Annotated in this window: 14 protein-coding genes; 13 read left to right on the forward strand and 1 reads right to left on the reverse strand. The window is 73.6% G+C overall.

Translation table 11 applies throughout. The features are described 5' to 3' along the window. Positions 1 to 11 precede the first annotated feature (11 nt). Both K6T13_RS04845 and K6T13_RS04850 read left to right on the forward strand, forming a co-directional pair. Positions 12 to 2,831: a glycosyltransferase family 2 protein gene (locus K6T13_RS04845; RefSeq protein ID WP_222897400.1), complete on the forward strand. Its 2,820-nt coding sequence runs from the start codon at positions 12 to 14 to the stop codon at positions 2,829 to 2,831. After that, complete coding sequence (locus K6T13_RS04850; protein ID WP_222897401.1) at positions 2,828 to 4,204, forward strand: DUF5719 family protein; 1,377 nt, start codon at positions 2,828 to 2,830, stop codon at positions 4,202 to 4,204. The genes K6T13_RS04845 and K6T13_RS04850 overlap by 4 nt, the downstream gene beginning before the upstream one ends. 1 nt (position 4,205) lies before the next feature. Here the strand turns inward: K6T13_RS04850 and K6T13_RS04855 are convergent, their stop codons facing one another. Then, positions 4,206 to 4,664, reverse strand: coding sequence for a metallopeptidase family protein (locus tag K6T13_RS04855; protein WP_249423937.1), 459 nt, complete (start codon positions 4,662 to 4,664; stop codon positions 4,206 to 4,208). Between the two features lie 50 nt (positions 4,665 to 4,714). On the opposite strand from K6T13_RS04855, the gene K6T13_RS04860 reads away from it, so the two are divergent. The 11 genes from K6T13_RS04860 (at position 4,715) to hpf (ending at position 16,155) form a co-directional block, all read left to right on the forward strand. Further along, a complete protein-coding gene (locus K6T13_RS04860) occupies positions 4,715 to 5,083 on the forward strand; it encodes a DUF3499 domain-containing protein (RefSeq protein ID WP_222897402.1) in 369 nt (122 codons plus the stop codon). A 28-nt stretch (positions 5,084 to 5,111) separates the two neighbouring features. Continuing rightward, positions 5,112 to 6,488, forward strand: coding sequence for a phosphomannomutase/phosphoglucomutase (locus K6T13_RS04865; protein WP_222897403.1), 1,377 nt, complete (start codon positions 5,112 to 5,114; stop codon positions 6,486 to 6,488). Then, the gene (locus K6T13_RS04870) at positions 6,485 to 6,649 is read left to right on the forward strand and encodes a Trm112 family protein (protein ID WP_249423938.1); all 165 of its coding nucleotides are present in this window, start codon (positions 6,485 to 6,487) and stop codon (positions 6,647 to 6,649) included. The genes K6T13_RS04865 and K6T13_RS04870 overlap by 4 nt, the downstream gene beginning before the upstream one ends. Before the next feature lie 10 nt (positions 6,650 to 6,659). Further along, positions 6,660 to 7,688 carry an SIS domain-containing protein gene (locus K6T13_RS04875; protein WP_222897404.1) on the forward strand — a complete coding sequence of 343 codons (1,029 nt, stop codon included), beginning with the start codon at positions 6,660 to 6,662 and terminating at the stop codon, positions 7,686 to 7,688. A 93-nt stretch (positions 7,689 to 7,781) separates the two neighbouring features. Beyond that, entirely contained in the window at positions 7,782 to 8,804 is a 1,023-nt protein-coding gene (locus K6T13_RS04880; RefSeq protein WP_222897405.1) for a DUF808 domain-containing protein, read from the forward strand. A 94-nt stretch (positions 8,805 to 8,898) separates the two neighbouring features. Next, positions 8,899 to 10,329 carry an adenosylhomocysteinase gene (gene ahcY / locus K6T13_RS04885; RefSeq protein ID WP_222897406.1) on the forward strand — a complete coding sequence of 477 codons (1,431 nt, stop codon included), beginning with the start codon at positions 8,899 to 8,901 and terminating at the stop codon, positions 10,327 to 10,329. A 60-nt stretch (positions 10,330 to 10,389) separates the two neighbouring features. Beyond that, the gene (mtrA, locus tag K6T13_RS04890; RefSeq protein ID WP_222897407.1) at positions 10,390 to 11,091 is read left to right on the forward strand and encodes an MtrAB system response regulator MtrA; all 702 of its coding nucleotides are present in this window, start codon (positions 10,390 to 10,392) and stop codon (positions 11,089 to 11,091) included. 11 nt (positions 11,092 to 11,102) lie between these two features. Next, a complete protein-coding gene (gene mtrB, locus K6T13_RS04895; protein WP_249423939.1) occupies positions 11,103 to 12,713 on the forward strand; it encodes an MtrAB system histidine kinase MtrB in 1,611 nt (536 codons plus the stop codon). Next, complete coding sequence (locus K6T13_RS04900) at positions 12,710 to 14,440, forward strand: LpqB family beta-propeller domain-containing protein (protein ID WP_222897408.1); 1,731 nt, start codon at positions 12,710 to 12,712, stop codon at positions 14,438 to 14,440. The genes mtrB and K6T13_RS04900 overlap by 4 nt, the downstream gene beginning before the upstream one ends. Before the next feature lie 60 nt (positions 14,441 to 14,500). Then, a complete protein-coding gene (locus tag K6T13_RS04905) occupies positions 14,501 to 15,226 on the forward strand; it encodes a ComF family protein (RefSeq protein WP_222897409.1) in 726 nt (241 codons plus the stop codon). Positions 15,227 to 15,531: 305 nt separating this feature from the next. Continuing rightward, entirely contained in the window at positions 15,532 to 16,155 is a 624-nt protein-coding gene (hpf, locus tag K6T13_RS04910; RefSeq protein WP_222897410.1) for a ribosome hibernation-promoting factor, HPF/YfiA family, read from the forward strand. Positions 16,156 to 16,181: the final 26 nt, after the last annotated feature.

Genomic DNA, 16,181 nt, shown 5'->3' on the forward strand with positions numbered 1-16,181 from the left:
GGTTCTCGGTCGTGTCTCCCTCCGTCGTCGCCCTGCTCGTGAGCCACGACGGTGCTCGCTGGCTGCCGACGGTGATCGACGGCATCCGCTCCCAGACCCATCCCCTCGCGCGCGTGGTCGCGGTCGACACCACCAGCCGTGACGAGTCCCCAGAGCTGCTCGCCGCGGCCTTCGGAGCGGTGGTGACCGCCCCCGGTGGCACCTCCTTCCCGGCTGCGGTCCGGCTGGGGCTCGAGGAGGTCGGTGACGCCGAGTGGGTCTGGCTCCTCCACGACGACTCGACACCGGAGCCGGGGGCGCTGGCGGCGCTGCTCGCCGCCGCCGAGGAGGACCCGCAGGCCGACATCCTGGGGCCCAAGCTCCGCGAGTGGCCCTCGTTGCGACGCCTGCTCGAGCTCGGGGTGACCATCTCGGGCACGGGTCGGCGCGAGACGGGGCTCGAGCGTGGCGAGTACGACCAGGGCCAGCACGACGAGGTCCGGCCGGTGCTGGCCGTCAACAGCGCGGGCATGCTCGTCCGACGCCGCGTCCTGGAGTCCCTCGGCGGCTTCGACGAGCAGATGCCGATCTTCGGCAACGACATCGACTTCGGCTGGCGGGCCGCCGCTGCCGGCCACCGCACCCTGGTCGTGCCCCCCGCCGTGGTCTTCCACGCCGAGGCGGCCCACCGCGGCGTCCGGCGCACGCCGCTCACGGGTCGGCACATCCACTACCAGGAGAGGCGGGCGGCGCTCTACACCCTGCTGGCGAACTCCAGCCGGGCCGCGCTCCCGTGGCGCGTGGTGCGGCTCGCGCTCGGGACGCTGGTCCGGATGGTGGGGCTGTTGCTGGTCCGACAGGTCGGCCAGGCCCTCGACGAGCTCGCGGCCCTGGTGTCCCTCTACGGCAACCCGCGCCTGGTCCGCCGTGCCCGGCGCGACCGACGCGACCGCCAGCCCGGCGAGCCCGCCGACGTGCGACCGCTGCTCGCGCCCTGGTGGCTGCCCTACCGGCACGGGCTCGACTTCGTCGGTGACCTGGTGACAGCGGCGACCAACCAGGCGGCCGACGTCGCCGAGCGGCGGCGGATCGCGCGCGGTGCCCCCGTGGCCGTGGTCGACGAGGAGGACCCGTGGGCCGCCGAGCAGGGCTGGGTGGCCCGCTTCCTCACCAACCCGGTCGCGGTGGCCGGGCTGCTCTTCGTGCTGCTCGCACTCGTCGGGGCCCGCGAGGCCTTCGGCACCGTGGCCGGCGGCGCCCTGTCGCCCGCCCCGGCCTCCGCCGCCCAGTGGTGGCAGCTGTACGCCGAGGCGCAGCACCCGCTCGGTCAGGGGACCCCGGTCCCGGCGCCGGCGTACCTGCTCCCGATGGCGCTCCTCGGCTCCCTGCTGGGCCCGGCGACGACGGTCAGCGCGGTGCTCGTGCTCGCGACCCCGGTGGCGTTCTGGGGGGCCTGGCGGTTCCTGCGGGTCGTCGGCCGGCTGCTCGACCCGGTCGGACCGCCGTCCTGGCTCCTCTTCCTGGGGGCGGCCACCTATGCCCTGGTGCCGGCCGCCTCGGGGGCCTGGGGGCTGGGCCGTCTCGGCGTGGTCGTGGCGGCCACGGTGCTGCCCTGGCTGGCGCACGCCGCCCTCGGTTTCGCCGACCCCGACCCCGACCGCCGCTGGCGTGCGGCGTGGCGCACCGGCCTGCTGCTCGCGCTCGCCGCGGCCTTCGCGCCGCTCGCGTTCTGGTTCTCCCTGGTCCTCGGTGTGCTGGTCGTCGGCGCCGGCTTCTGGATCAGCCCGCGGTCGATGCGCGAGCGGTCGGTGTGGGGCCCGCCGGCGACCGCCCTGCTCTGCCCCGTGGTGCTGCTGGCGCCGTGGTGGGTGCCGCTGGTGGTGACCGGGTCGGCAGCCGCCCTCGCCCTCGACACGGGACGGCTGCCGATGGCGTTCGTGGACTACCGCGACCTGGTCACCGGTCACCTCGGTGACGCCGGTGCACCCGGGTGGCTCGGGCTGCTGCTGCTGCTCGTCGCCGTGGTGGCCCTGGTGCCGGCCCGCACCCGGATCCCCGTCATCGTCTGCTGGATCGTCGCGCTGTCGGCGTCGCTGGTCGCGCTGGCCCTCGGTTTCGTCACCTTCGAGCGCGACGCCGTCGCGACCCGCGCCGGGCTCGGCTTCCTCGTCGTCGTCATCCAGGGCGGGTTCGTGGTCGCCGCGGTGGTCGCGGCCCTCGGGGCCGTGCGCAGCCAGACCCTGCAGGGCTGGTGGCGACGGCTGCTCCACGCCGGCATTGCCGTGGCGGCGGTGGTGCCGCTCGTCGGGCTGGGCTGGTTCGTCGTCCACGGCCCGGGCGAGCTCGACGACGCCCCCGACACCGACATCCCGGCGTACATGATGCAGAGCGCGGAGCTCGGTCCCGCCCACGGCATCCTCGTCATCGAGGGCGACGTGGAGACCGGCCTCACGTGGGCGGTCCAGCGCGAGGACGGCCTCACCCTCGGGGAGGACGAGATCGTCGGCCTCATGGACGCCGACCGGGAGCTCGACGCCGACGTCCAGGAGCTGGTCTCCTCGACGGAGAGCGGCGCCGTGGCGACGCTGCCCGGGCACGGGATCGAGCACATCGTGCTGCCCTCGCCCGCCGACGGGAACATCGCGGCCGTGCTCGACGCCACCACGGGGCTGGAGCAGGCCAGCGCCGAGGACCGCTCCACCCGGGCCTGGCGCGTGGCGGAGCCCGTGCAGGAGGACGCCGTCACCCGGACGACGCCGTGGTGGCGGACGGGCCTGGTGGCCCTCCAGTGCCTCGGCATCGTGGTGGTGGCCGTGCTGTGTGCGCCCACCCGGCGGGGGGAGCGGCGATGAGCGAGACCGGCCGACGCAGCGCGATGCGGCGCACGCTGAGCCCCACCGGTGTCATCGCGGTCGTGCTGCCGCTGCTGACCGTCGGGGCGCTCGCCCTGGTGCGTCCCGATCCCGCCTCGATCCCGGCGCAGGGGGCGCAGGAGGTGCGGCCCGACCGGGTCGACCTGGTCTGCCCGAGCGCCCTGACCGAGCCGCTGCTCGCCGTCGCGGTGGCGGGTGCCGAGGTGGCGGGAACCGCGACCGCGATCCCCGAGAGCGGGGACGCGGAGCCGGTCGAGGTCGAGGACGACGCGGTGACGCGTCTCTCGAGCCCCGAGGTCACCGAGCTGCGGGGAGAGGGCGACCTCGCGTCGTCGCTCATCGCAGCCCGGGTCCAGGAACGCGGGCTCGCCGCGACCGACTGCGTGCTGCCCCGGCCCGACTACTGGTTCTCGGGGGTCGGCGCGGGGGCCGAGCACGTCTCCGTCCTCGAGCTCACCAATCCCGACGACGGGCCGGCCGTCGCCGACGTCACGGTCTGGGCGCGCAGCGGCCAGCTCGACGTGCCGACCCTGCGCGGCGTGATCGTCCCCGGCGGGGAGACGCTGCGGCTCGACCTGGCGCAGGAGGTGCCGCGGCGGACCGAGCTGGGGATCTCCGTGGTGGTGTCGCGGGGCCGGCTGGCCGCGACGGTGGAGGACGAGATCCCCTCCCTGGGCGCCCGCGCCGCCACGCGCGGGTGGCTGCCCGAGTCCGGCGAGCCCGCCACCGAGCAGCTGCTCCTGGGGCTGGCCGCGGGCGAGGGCAGCGACACGCTGGTGCTGACCAATCCCGGCGCCGACGAGGCACGCGTGGAGCTCCGGGTGGTCACCCAGGACGCCTCGTTCGTGCCGGAAGGGCTGGCCGAGGTCCGGGTCGGCCCGATGTCGGTCGAGACGGTGACGCTCTCGGAGGTGCTGCGACGGCAGGTGCAGGAGGGTGCCCTGGGGCTCGAGCTCTCCGCCACCGAACCGGTGAGTGCGACGCTGCGTTCCGTGGTGGGAGAGGACCTCGTCCACGCCACCCGCGTCGCGGGCTCGACGAACGCGATGACGGCGCTGGTGCCGCCCGGTGAGGCCCGCCTGGTGCTGGCGGGGGCCGAGGGCTCGGGGATCGCGCAGGTGACGGCGTACGACGCCGACGGCCGGCGGCTGCAGCGGCGCCGGGTCGAGCTGACCGACGGCAGCGGGGGAGAGGTGGAGCTGCGCCGCGGCACCGCCCTGGTCCGGGTGTCCTCGAAGCGCACCACCGTGGCCGCCGCCGTCGTGGTCACCGGCCGCGGTGCGACCGTGGTGCCGCTGGAGGAGCTCGTGCGTCGCAGCCTGGTCCCTGCGGTCCGACCGGGTCTGCTGTAGCTCAGTCCTCGCGCCGGCGGTAGCGGGGGTCGACCAGCTCGGCGTCGACCCCGAGCAGCTCTGCCACCTGCTCGACCACCACCGTCAGCACGAGCGCCTCGAGGTCGGCCAGCGACTCCGCCCGGTGCTCGATCGGCCGCCGGAAGACCACCAGCCGGGTGGGAGCGCCGCGCGCGCCGCGGACCAAGGACGACAGTGGTGCGGTGCCGTGCCAGTCGTCCGGGATCTGGGGGGCGTCCTCGACGGCGTACTCGAGCAGGCCGAGCCGGTCCGACCACCGCTCGTCGAGCTCCGCCACGACCTCGACGACGAGGTCGTCGAAGCGCTCCCGGGCGGTGCGGAGCTCGGGCACCCCCGGGGTCCGGGGGAGGACTCCGGGCCCCCGCATGCCGCGCCCGCGCCGGTCCCGACGGGGTGCCCGGGGGCGCGGGGGCTCCGAGGCATCGACTCCCACCCGCATGACCGCGAGCCTAATCGGCTTCCGCGGGATCACTGGGTACCGTCGGCCCCGTGAGTGCAGGCCGGCGGTGTTCGCGAACGGCGTGTGGCCGGACTGCGGTCAACACGCTCACCTACGTCTACGCCGACCAGACCGCCGTCCTCGGTCCCCTCGCGACCTATGCCGAGCCGCACGCCTACGACCTGTGCGACGTGCACAGCGAGCGCCTCTCCGCGCCGCGGGGCTGGGAGGTGCTGCGGCTGGCTCCCGACCCTGCCGCCCAGGGCCCGAGCCCCGACGACCTGCTGGCCCTGGCCGACGCCGTCCGCGAGGCCGGCCGGCCCCCGGCGCCGCCGGAGGTCACCGGCCCCACGCTGGCCGACGAGACGGGCCGCGAGACCAGCAGGCGGGGGCACCTGCGGGTGCTCACCTCCGACTGACGCCGCCACCGGGATAGGCTCCCGGGCCATGGCCCCCATCCTCGACGACGCCGCGCTCGACGCCGTCTTCAAGGCCTACGACGTGCGCGGTCTCGTCCCGGAGCAGCTCGACGCGGAGCTGTGCCGGTCGATCGGCAACGCCTTCGTCGAGGTCACCGGAGCCCGCGAGGTCGTCGTCGGCCACGACATGCGCCCCAGCTCGCCCGAGCTCGCGGGCGCCTTCGCCGACGGCGCTGCGTCGGCCGGTGCCGACGTCGTCGCGATCGGCCTCTGCTCGACCGACCAGCTCTACTTCGCCAGCGGCCATCTCGACCTGCCCGGCGCGATGTTCACCGCCAGCCACAACCCGGCCGACTACAACGGCATCAAGCTGTGCGGACGCGGCGCCAGCCCCGTGGGCCAGGACACCGGCCTGCGCGAGGTGCGCGAGCGGGTCGCCCAGGGCGCCGGTCGGTCGGCCGCCCGGCTCGGCACGCTGCAGCAGATGGACCTGCTGGCGGCCTACGCCGCCCACCTGGTCGGCCTCGCGCCGGTGGCGGGTCGCCGGCTCAAGGTCGTCGTCGACGCCGGCAACGGCATGGCCGGACTCACCGTGCCCGCCGTGGCCGACCGGCTCGGTGCGGACCGGATCGAGCTGGTCCCCCTCTACTTCGAGCTCGACGGCAGCTTCCCGAACCACGAGGCCAACCCGATCGACCCGGCCAACCTGGTCGACCTGCAGAAACGGGTCGTCGCCGAGGACGCCGACCTGGGGCTCGCCTTCGACGGCGACGCCGACCGGTGCTTCCTGGTGGACGAGCGCGGCGAGCCCGTCTCGCCCTCGACCCTGACCGCCCTGATCGCCGCCCGCGAGCTCGAGCGCCACCCGGGTTCGACGGTGATCCACAACCTGATCACGAGCCGGGCGGTGCCCGAGCTGGTCTCCGAGCGTGGCGGCACCCCCGTCCGCAGCCGCGTCGGCCACAGCTTCATCAAGGCGATGATGGCCGAGACGGACGCCGTCTTCGCCGGCGAGCACAGCGGCCACTTCTACTTCCGCGACTTCTGGCGCGCCGACTCCGGGCTGCTGGCCGCCCTCCACGCGCTGGCCGCCCTGGCGGGCACCGAGGCCACCGCCTCCGAGCTCTTCGGCGAGTTCGCCCGCTACCCGCTCAGCGGCGAGATCAACTCGACGGTGGTGGATCCGCAGGCCGTCATCGACGAGGTCCGCGCCGACCACGCCGGCCTCGACGGGGTCCGGCTCGACGACCTCGACGGCCTGACCGTCACCCACGACGACTGGTGGTTCAACGTCCGTCCCTCCAACACCGAACCGCTGCTGCGCCTCAACGTCGAGGGCCGCGACGAGGCCACGATGAGGCGCGTCCGTGACGCCGTCCTCCGCACGATCAGGAGCCACCGATGAACCTGGACCCCACCCTGCTCGAGATCATCGTCTGCCCGGACTGCCGCGGCGATCTCGCCGCCGAGGGCGAGGAGCTGGTGTGCGGGTCCTGCGGGCTCGCCTACCCGGTGCGCGACGACATCCCGGTGCTCCTCGTCGACGAGGCACGCCGGCCCGAGTGAGCAGCTGACGATGGCGACCTGGTTCGACGAGTCCCGTCTCGACGACGAGGCGGCGTGGCAGCGCCACGACGCCACGCTGCGCCTCCTGGCCGAGTCGGGCGCCCGCGTACGCCGCGAGGTGGTCGAGGCCACCGAGGCGATCTCCGACGGGGTGACCCGGGCGGCCGGGCAGCAGCGACCGCGGGCCGTCGTCGCCGCCGGCCCCGACTCCCGGCTGCTCCGCGCGGTCCTGGAGCCGTGGTGCCCGGTGCCGTTCGTGGCCTGGCCGGCCCCCTCGCTGCCGGGCTGGGCAGGTGGGCTGGACCTCGTGGTGGTGCTGGCCCACGACGGGGGCGCCGGCTCGGCGTCGGCGGTCGCCGAGGCCGTCCGCCGCGGCTGCCAGGTGGTGGTCGCCTGCCCGCCGGGATCGATGGTGGCCGAGCACGCCGCCGGCCGGTGGAGCACGATCCTGCCGAGCTCGACGCGTGACCAGCTGGCCACGGCGGTGGTCATGCTGGAGTACCTCGAGCAGGTGCAGCTCGGTCCGCGTACCGACTCGGAGGGCGTGGCGACGGCGCTCGACGAGGTCGCGACGGCCTGCTCGCCGCACCGTGACCTGGCCGGCAACCCGGCCAAGGAGCTGGCGATCTCGATGGCCGACTCCGTGCCGATGGTGTGGGGCGGGAGCGTCCTCGCAGCCCGGGCCGCCCGCCGGATCGCCGAGTCGTTGCGACGTACCAGTGGTCGCAGCGCCCTGGCCGGCGACGCCGAGCACCTGCTGCCGGTGCTCGAGGCAGCCCGGCAGCACGACGTCTTCGACGACCCCTTCGCCGGCGATGCGCGCGACCTGGGCCCCATGCTGCTCGTCCTCGACGACGGCAACGAGGAGGCGCTGGTGCGCGAGGAGCGGGGACGGCTGCGTGCGGCGGCCGGCTCCCGTGGCGTGCGGGTCGAGACCCTGACGACCGAGGCGCCGACGGAGATCGCCCGCTACGCCTCGCTGCTCCTGCAAGGCCGCTACGCCGCCGAGTACCTCGGCCTGGGTCTCACCGAGGAGTGACCCCCTCGGGACGGCTTCCCCGACCACGCGGCTCCGGGGACGACGGCGCCCGCCGATAGGCTGGTCCGGCCCACTGACCCGAAAGGCTCCCCCATGGCCGGCGGACTCTTCGCCCTCCTCGACGACGTGGCTGCCCTCGCCCGGGTGGCCGCGGCCTCGGTCGACGACATCGGCGCTGCTGCCGGTCGCGCCAGCGCGAAGGCCGCCGGCGTCGTGGTCGACGACACCGCCGTCACCCCCCAGTTCCTCGAGGGGTCGGCCGCGGAGCGCGAGCTCCCGATCATCCGCAAGATCGCCACGGGATCGCTGCGCAACAAGCTGGTCTTCATCCTGCCCGCGGCGCTCCTGCTGGCCGAGTTCCTGCCCGAGGGACTGCCGGTGCTGCTCATCATCGGCGGCACCTACCTCGCCTACGAGGGCGCCGAGAAGGTGTGGGAGCGGGTCACCGGGCACCACCTCGAGGAGGAGGAGCAGGAGCTCGCCGGACGCGGGGAGTTCACCCCCGAGCACGAGGCACGCACGGTGGCGGGGGCGATCCGCACCGACTTCATCCTCTCGGCCGAGATCATGGCGATCGCCCTCAAGGAGGTCGTCAGCAGCGACCCGGATGCCGGCCTCGTCATCCGCGGCATCACGCTGGCCGTGGTCGCGGTCCTCATCACCGCCGTCGTCTACGGCACCGTGGCGCTCATCGTGAAGATGGACGACGTCGGGCTCCACCTCTCGCTACGCCGCTCGGGCCGGGCGCGTCGCGTGGGCCTGGGTCTGGTCGCAGCGATGCCCCGTGTGCTCGCCGTCATCTCGGTGATCGGTACCGCCGCGATGATCTGGGTGGGCGGACACATCCTGCTCGTCAACGCCGACGAGCTGGGGCTGCACGCGCCCTACGACGTCGTCCACCACTGGGAGGAGGACATCCGGGCGGCGGTGGCCGGCGCACTCGGGGGCGTGCTGGCCTGGCTCGTCAACACCCTCGCCTCCGCCGTCATCGGGCTCGTCGTCGGGGCGGTCGTGGTGGCCGTCATGCACGTCCTTCCCTTCGGCCACCGGAAGAGCCACGCATCGGAGCAGTCCACCGCGGACGGCGGAACCGGCGACCCGGCCGACGGCCGGTAGCCGCGTCGAGGATTCTGCGTTCCTTCACCCTGCCTTCTACCCTCGGAGTGCACGCTCCGCTGGCCCATGCCTAGCCCTGAGGGGGAAGTCGCTCGTGGATTACAAGGTCGCCGATCTGTCCCTGGCCGAGTTCGGCCGCAAGGAGATCTCGCTCGCGGAGCACGAGATGCCCGGCCTCATGGCGATGCGTGAGCGGTACGCCGCGGAGCAGCCCCTGGCCGGGGCCCGCATCGCCGGCTCGCTCCACATGACCGTGCAGACGGCGGTGCTCATCGAGACCCTCGTCGCCCTCGGCGCAGAGGTGCGCTGGGCGTCCTGCAACATCTTCTCCACCCAGGACCACGCGGCCGCCGCGGTCGTCGTCGGCCCCGAGGGCACCGTCGACGCGCCCGCCGGCTCCCCGGTCTTCGCCTGGAAGGGCGAGACCCTCGAGGAGTACTGGTGGTGCACCCAGCAGATCCTCGACTGGCCGGAGGGTCGGTTCGCCAACATGATCCTGGACGACGGCGGCGACGCCACGTTGCTCGTCCACCTCGGCGTCGAGGCCGAGAAGGCCGGCCACGCCCCCGACCCCGCCACCGCGGCGAGCGCCGAGCAGCGGGTCGTCTTCGAGGTGCTGCAGGCCTCGCTCGCGGAGAGCACCGACCGCTGGACCCAGATCGCCGGCGAGATCAAGGGTGTCACCGAGGAGACCACCACCGGGGTCCACCGGCTCTACGAGATGCTCAAGGAGGGCTCGCTGCTCTTCCCGGCCATCAACGTCAACGACTCGGTCACCAAGTCGAAGTTCGACAACAAGTACGGCTGCCGCCACTCCCTGATCGACGGCATCAACCGCGCGACCGACGTGCTCATGGGCGGCAAGGTCGCGGTCGTGTGCGGCTACGGGGACGTCGGCAAGGGCTGTGCCGAGTCGCTGCGGGGCCAGGGCGCTCGCGTCATCGTCACCGAGATCGACCCCATCTGTGCGCTGCAGGCCGCGATGGACGGCTACGAGGTCAACACCCTCGACAACGTGCTCGACGTCGCCGACATCATCATCACGGCGACCGGCAACAAGGACGTCGTCACCGTCGACCACATGGCGCGCATGAAGCACCAGGCGATCGTCGGCAACATCGGGCACTTCGACAACGAGATCGACATGGCCGGCCTCGAGAGCTACCCCGGCGTCGAGCACACCAACATCAAGCCGCAGGTCGACGTCTGGACCTTCCCGACCGGTACGTCGGTGATCGTCCTCTCCGAGGGTCGGCTGATGAACCTCGGCAACGCCACCGGCCACCCGAGCTTCGTGATGTCGAACTCCTTCACGAACCAGGTGCTGGCGCAGGTCGAGCTGTTCACCAAGCCCGAGGACTACCCCGTCGGGGTCTACGTGCTGCCCAAGCACCTCGACGAGGAGGTCGCCCGGCTCCACCTCGAGGCGCTCGGCGTGAAGCTCACGACCCTCTCCGAGGACCAGGCCACCTACCTCGGCGTCCCGGTCTCCGGCCCCTACAAGTCCGACCACTACCGCTACTGATCACGTCCCGGAGCACCCGATCCCGGGGATGTCGACCCCGGGTGCGGCAGTATTGAGCGCATGAGCCAGGCAGCTGATCTCGCGACGCGGGGGCGCGTCCTCGTGGTCGACGACGACGCCCCCCTCTCCGAGATGCTCTCGATCGTCCTGCGCCAGGAGGGCTTCGAGAGCCTGGTCTGCGCGCGCGGTGACCAGGCGATGGCGGACTTCCGGTCCTTCCGTCCGGACGTGGTGCTGCTCGACCTGATGCTGCCCGGCCGCGACGGCATCGACGTGTGCCGGGAGATCCGGGCCGAGTCCGGCGTCCCCATCGTCATGCTCACCGCCAAGGGCGACACCGTCGACGTCGTGCTGGGCCTCGAGTCGGGCGCCGACGACTACATCGTCAAGCCGTTCAAGCCCAAGGAGCTCGTCGCCCGGATCCGGGCCCGCGTACGCCGCTTCGACTCCCCGGCAGCGGAGGTGCTGGGCGTCGGTGACCTCAAGATCGACGTGGCGGGTCACACCGTGACCCGCGAGGGCACCCCGGTGAACCTGACGCCGCTGGAGTTCGACCTGCTGGTGTGCCTGGCCCGCAAGCCCGGCCAGGTGTTCACCCGCGAGGTCCTCCTCGAGCAGGTGTGGGGCTACCGCCACGCCGCCGACACCAGGCTGGTCAACGTGCACGTCCAGCGGCTCCGTTCCAAGGTCGAGCACGACCCCGAGAACCCGGAGATCGTCGTGACCGTCCGGGGTGTGGGCTACAAGGCCGGCACGTCCTGAGGCGGGGGTCCGTGGCGCTCGACAGCTGGGGTCGGCAGCGGGCAGCCGCGGCGCTGACCCGCGCCCTCACGGTGTGGCGCCGCTCGATCCAGGTCCGGGTCGTGGCGAGCACCGTGGTGCTGTCGGCGGTGGTGATCGGGGCGGTCTTCTGGTTCCTCCTGCAGCAGACGCGCGACGGGCTGCTCGAGCAGTCCGAGCGCGCGGCCGTCACGGAGGCAACCCGGGTGACCGAGGAGGCCCGGCAGCGGCTGCGTGCCGTACCGCCGACCGAGACCGACGCCCCCCAGCAGCTGGCGGACCTCGTGGAGCCGATCATCGCCCTCGGCGAGACCCGGGAGTTCGCGGTCGTGCTGAGCGGACCCGCGGGGGAGTCGCGGATCGCCGACAGCGCCCAGTACACCCCGCGCCTGGACACCTCGAGCGTGCCCGACTCCCTGGAGTCCCACTTCCAGGGCCTCGCCGGAACCGCGTTCACCTACACCGAGATCCGGCGCTCCACCGAGGACGGATCACTCGACCGCGAGCCCGGGATCGTCGTGGGGTCGCAGGTGCGGCTCCCGGCCGACTCGCGCACCTACACGCTCTACTACCTCTTCCCGTTGACCGAGGAGGGTCGCACCCTCGGCCTGCTGGGGCGAGCCATGCTGACCGCAGCCGGTCTGCTGCTGCTCCTGGTGGCAGCCCTGACCTGGCTGGTGACGCGCCAGGTGGTGACGCCGGTGCGGATGGCCCGCCGGGTGGCGGAGCGGCTGGCCGCGGGGCAGCTGCAGGAGCGGCTGAAGGTGTCCGGTGAGGACGACCTGGCGCGGCTGGCGACCTCCTTCAACCAGATGGCGTCCAACCTGCAGCGCCAGATCCGGCAGCTGGAGGAGCTGTCCCGGATGCAGCGGCGCTTCGTGGCCGACGTCTCCCACGAGCTGCGCACACCGCTGACGACCGTGCGGATGGCCGGCGACGTGCTCCACGACGCGCGCGAGGACTTCGACCCGGTGACGGCGCGGGCCGCCGAGCTGCTCCAGACCGAGCTGGACCGCTTCGAGCGGCTCCTGGTCGACCTGCTGGAGATCAGTCGGTTCGACGCGGGTGCAGCCGGCCTCGACCTCGACGACGTCAACCTGGTCGACGTCGCCCGACGGATGGCCGACGCCACCCTGGTGCTGGCCCAGCAGCACGGGATCCAGGTCCTCGTGGACGCACCGGACCGTCCCTGCCTGGCCGAGGCCGACGTACGTCGGGTCGAGCGCATCGTCCGCAACCTCGTCACCAACGCCATCGACCACGCGGACAGCCGAGACATCCTGATCCGGGTCGCCGGCGACGAGCACGCCGCCGCGATCGCCGTCCGTGACCACGGGGTCGGCCTGGCCGCGGGGGAGAGCGCGTTGGTCTTCAACCGGTTCTGGCGCGCCGACCCGGCCCGGGCCCGCACCAGCGGGGGCACCGGGCTGGGGCTGTCCATCTCGCTGGAGGACACGCACCTCCACGGCGGCTGGCTCCAGGCCTGGGGACGGCCCGGGGAGGGCTCCCAGTTCCGGCTGACGCTGCCCCGCCGGTCGGGGACCGTGCTGCGGCACAGCCCGCTCCCGCTCGTCCCCGACGACGTGAGGGAGCCGACCGGATGACGCGGTGGAGGAGGCTCGGCCTCGTGCTCACCGGCCTGTGCCTGCTCGGCACCGGCTGCGTCGGCATGCCCGACGAGGGGCCGGTCGTGGAGACCCAGGCCGAGGTCGACACCGGTGAGGAGCTGGGCTACTACAACGACCCGCAGTCGCCGGTCCCCGGCGAGTCGCCCACCGACATCGTCAAGCACTTCCTCGACGCGCAGGCCGCGATCCCCATCCAGACCAACACGGCCTCGGAGTTCCTGACCCGCGACTTCGCCTCGACCTGGCGCCCGCAGCAGCGGACGATCACCTATGCCGCGGCGTCGCTCCCGCAGGGCAGCAACCAGATCACGGTGGAGCTGGACGGGGCGAACCAGATCGACGGCCGGGGCCGCTGGCGCGGCAGCCTCCCCGAGCGTGCCGAGGAGCTGTCCTTCTCCATGCAGCGTGAGGACGGGGAGTGGCGGATCGCCGACGCGCCCGACGCGCTCGTGGTGCCGGAGTCCTGGTTCTCCCAGGCCTACCGACGGGTCTCGCTCTACTTCTTCGACCCCTCCGCGCGGATCCTCATCCCCGAGCCGGTCTACGTCCCCCGGGGCGAGCGACTCGCGTCTGCGCTCGTCGCCGGACTGCTGCAGGGTCCGACCGCCGGCGGCCAGGTCGAGCGGAGCTTCATCCCGTCCGGTCTGGAGGTCGACCTCTCGGTGCCGGTGACCGGCGACGGGGTCGCCGAGGTCGCGCTCACGGGCGACGGCGTCGTCCCGGCACCGCAGGACGCCCAGCTGATGGTGGCCCAGCTCGCACGAACCCTCGCGCAGGACCCCTCCCTCACGGGCTTCCGGGTCACCATCGCCGGGGAGCCCGTGGCGCTTCCCGGCGGCCGGACCACCTTCGCCATCGACCAGGGTGACTCCTTCGACGCGGACGCCATCCAGTCGACCTCCCTGCTCTTCGGGCTGCGGGAGGGCCGGCTCGTCTCGGGTCCGCCGGACGTGCTGTCCTACGCGGACGGCCCGATGGGGGCCGAGGCGCAGGGTCTGCGCTCGGTGGGCGTCGACCTGACCGGCTCGCGCGTGGCGGGCGTCAGCGTCCAGGGTGACCGGGTGCTGGTCTCCGAGGTCCGCGACCCCGGTGCCGACCTGACCCAGGTCGTGAGCGGGGCCGAGGACCTGCTGCCACCGGCCTGGGACTTCGCCGGGCGCCTGTGGCTGGTCGACCGGGGCGGTGGCGACGCCAGGGTGTCCGTCGTGCGCGGTCGTGAGCCGCGTGAGGTCAGGGTCCCCGGCATCACGGGGGAGGACGTCACCCACGCCATCGTCTCCCGCGACGGGTCGCGGCTCGTCGCGGTCGTGAGGGACCGTCGGGCCGACCGGGTGCTCGTCAGCCGGATCGCCTACGACGCCCGGGGCCGGCCCCGGGCCGGCAGCCGGGCCCGGGAGATCGCCTGGGACGACATCCCGCGGCCCTCGGTCATCGACCTGGCGTGGTCGTCGCCCACCTCCCTGGCCGTGCTCCACCGGCTCAACGGCGCCTTGTCCCAGGCGCGGACCATGGCCGTCGACGGCGCGCCGGTCGGGCTCACCGGCATCGCGTCGACGTTCTCCCAACGGACCCGTGCCGTGCTGTCGACGCCGCGGGCCACCGACCCCGTCTACGTGGTGAGCCGTGCCGGCCTGGTCGACGTGCTCTCCGGCCAGCAGGTGGTGGCCGAGCCCGAGGCCAGCTTCCTCACCTACGTCGGCTGACCCTCCACAAGCGGTCGCGGCCCCGTTGCGAGGGCGTCGGCTGCGTGCTGGCATCGGCGCGTGAGCCACGACCTGCGCGACGCCGCGCTGGACCTGCTCCTGGGTGGCGGCTGCGTCGCCTGCGCCCGCCCCGGGCGCTCGCTGTGCCGCGGCTGCCGGGACGCCCTCCCGGTGGGGGTCCAGCCCGCCTGGCCCACGCCCACCCCGCCCGGGCTCGCACCGCCGTGGGCGGCCGGCCCCTACGACGGGGTGCTGCGCGCCGCGCTGCTGGCCCACAAGGAGCGCCACGTGGCCGGCCTCGCGGGGCCACTCGCGGTCCTGCTCGCCCGCGCGGTCCGGCAGGCGGCCGCCGGGCCGCTGCTGCTGGTCCCCGTCCCGAGCCGTCCGGGAGCCACCCGGGCCCGCGGCCACGACCCCCTCCTCGACCTGGTCCGGCGCGCCGCCGGCCTCGTCGACGGCGCCCGCGTGGCGCCGTTGCTGCGCTCCCGTGGCGGGGTGGCCGACCAGGCAGGGCTCGGCGCGGAGGAACGCGCCGACAACCTCCGGGGGTCGATGTGGTGCCCGAGCCGGTCCCTCGCGCGGCTGGCGGGACGGGCGGGCCGTGTCGTGGTCTGTGACGACGTCATCACGACCGGCGCGACGCTGCGCGAGGCACAGCGGGCGCTGGGTGCCTCCGGCGTCGAGGTCGTCGCCGTGGCGGCCGTCGCGGCCACCCGACGGCGCGCCGTCGCCAGATCGGGCGAATTGTCGCCGCGACGGCTTTCGCCACCACCCGCGGTGGACTAGCGTCTGTGCATGGAGTCCGTCCGGGTCCGTGGTTGCGTCGGTGAGACGCCCCGGGAACCCGGAGCGTCGTACCGACAAGCCGATGCCAGTCGCAGGCGAAGCGGTCCACGTAACCCCGGAGACGGGGGATCACGGTGCGGCTTAGACGTAAGTCCTGCCCCGGCGCCACGCCAGATGCGTGCCCGGCCGGGAGAAGGTCAGTAGTGGCAGAGAAGCTGCGAGAACCTCAGCAGGCGGCTGTGGGGTCGAAGACCAGGTCGGCCGGACGGACTCCGCTCACATCCCTCACCGCACCGGAGGTTGACATGGAAGTCGTCGTCACTGGGCGTCACATCGAGCTGTCGGAGCGCTTCCGCGAGCACGTCTCCGAGAAGCTGACCAAGCTCGAGAAGCACGATCACCGGATCATGCGGGTCCAGGTCGAGGTCGAGAGCGAGCGGAACCCCCGCCAGCACGACCGGGCGATCAAGGTGGAGCTGACGGCGTTCTCCAAGGGCCCGGTGATCCGGGCCGAGGCGGCGGCCGAGGACAAGATGGCGGCCCTCGACCTCGCGCTGGACAAGATGGCCGCCCAGATGCGACGCGCCGCCGACCGGCGCCGCGTGCACCGCGGCCGGCCGCCGGCCTCGGTGGGGGAGACCCTCGCCGGGATGGAGACGGTGCCGCCGCCGGCGGCGGCGGCCGAGGAGGAGACGGTCACCGAGCGCAACGTGGGTCCGATCTCGGTGACCGGGGACGGCCCGCTGGTGGTCCGCGAGAAGAGCCATCCCGCCGAACCGATGACGCTCGACCAGGCCCTCTACGAGATGGAGCTGGTCGGTCACGACTTCTACCTGTTCGTCGACAAGGAGAGCGAGCGGCCCTCGGTGGTCTACCGCCGCCGTGGCTACGACTACGGGGTGATCTCGCTGGAGCTCGACGCCGGCTGACCGACGTGGGGCGTGGCGGACCGCCC

This window comes from Nocardioides coralli, from assembly GCF_019880385.1.
Taxonomy (GTDB): Bacteria; Actinomycetota; Actinomycetes; order Propionibacteriales; family Nocardioidaceae; genus Nocardioides; species Nocardioides coralli.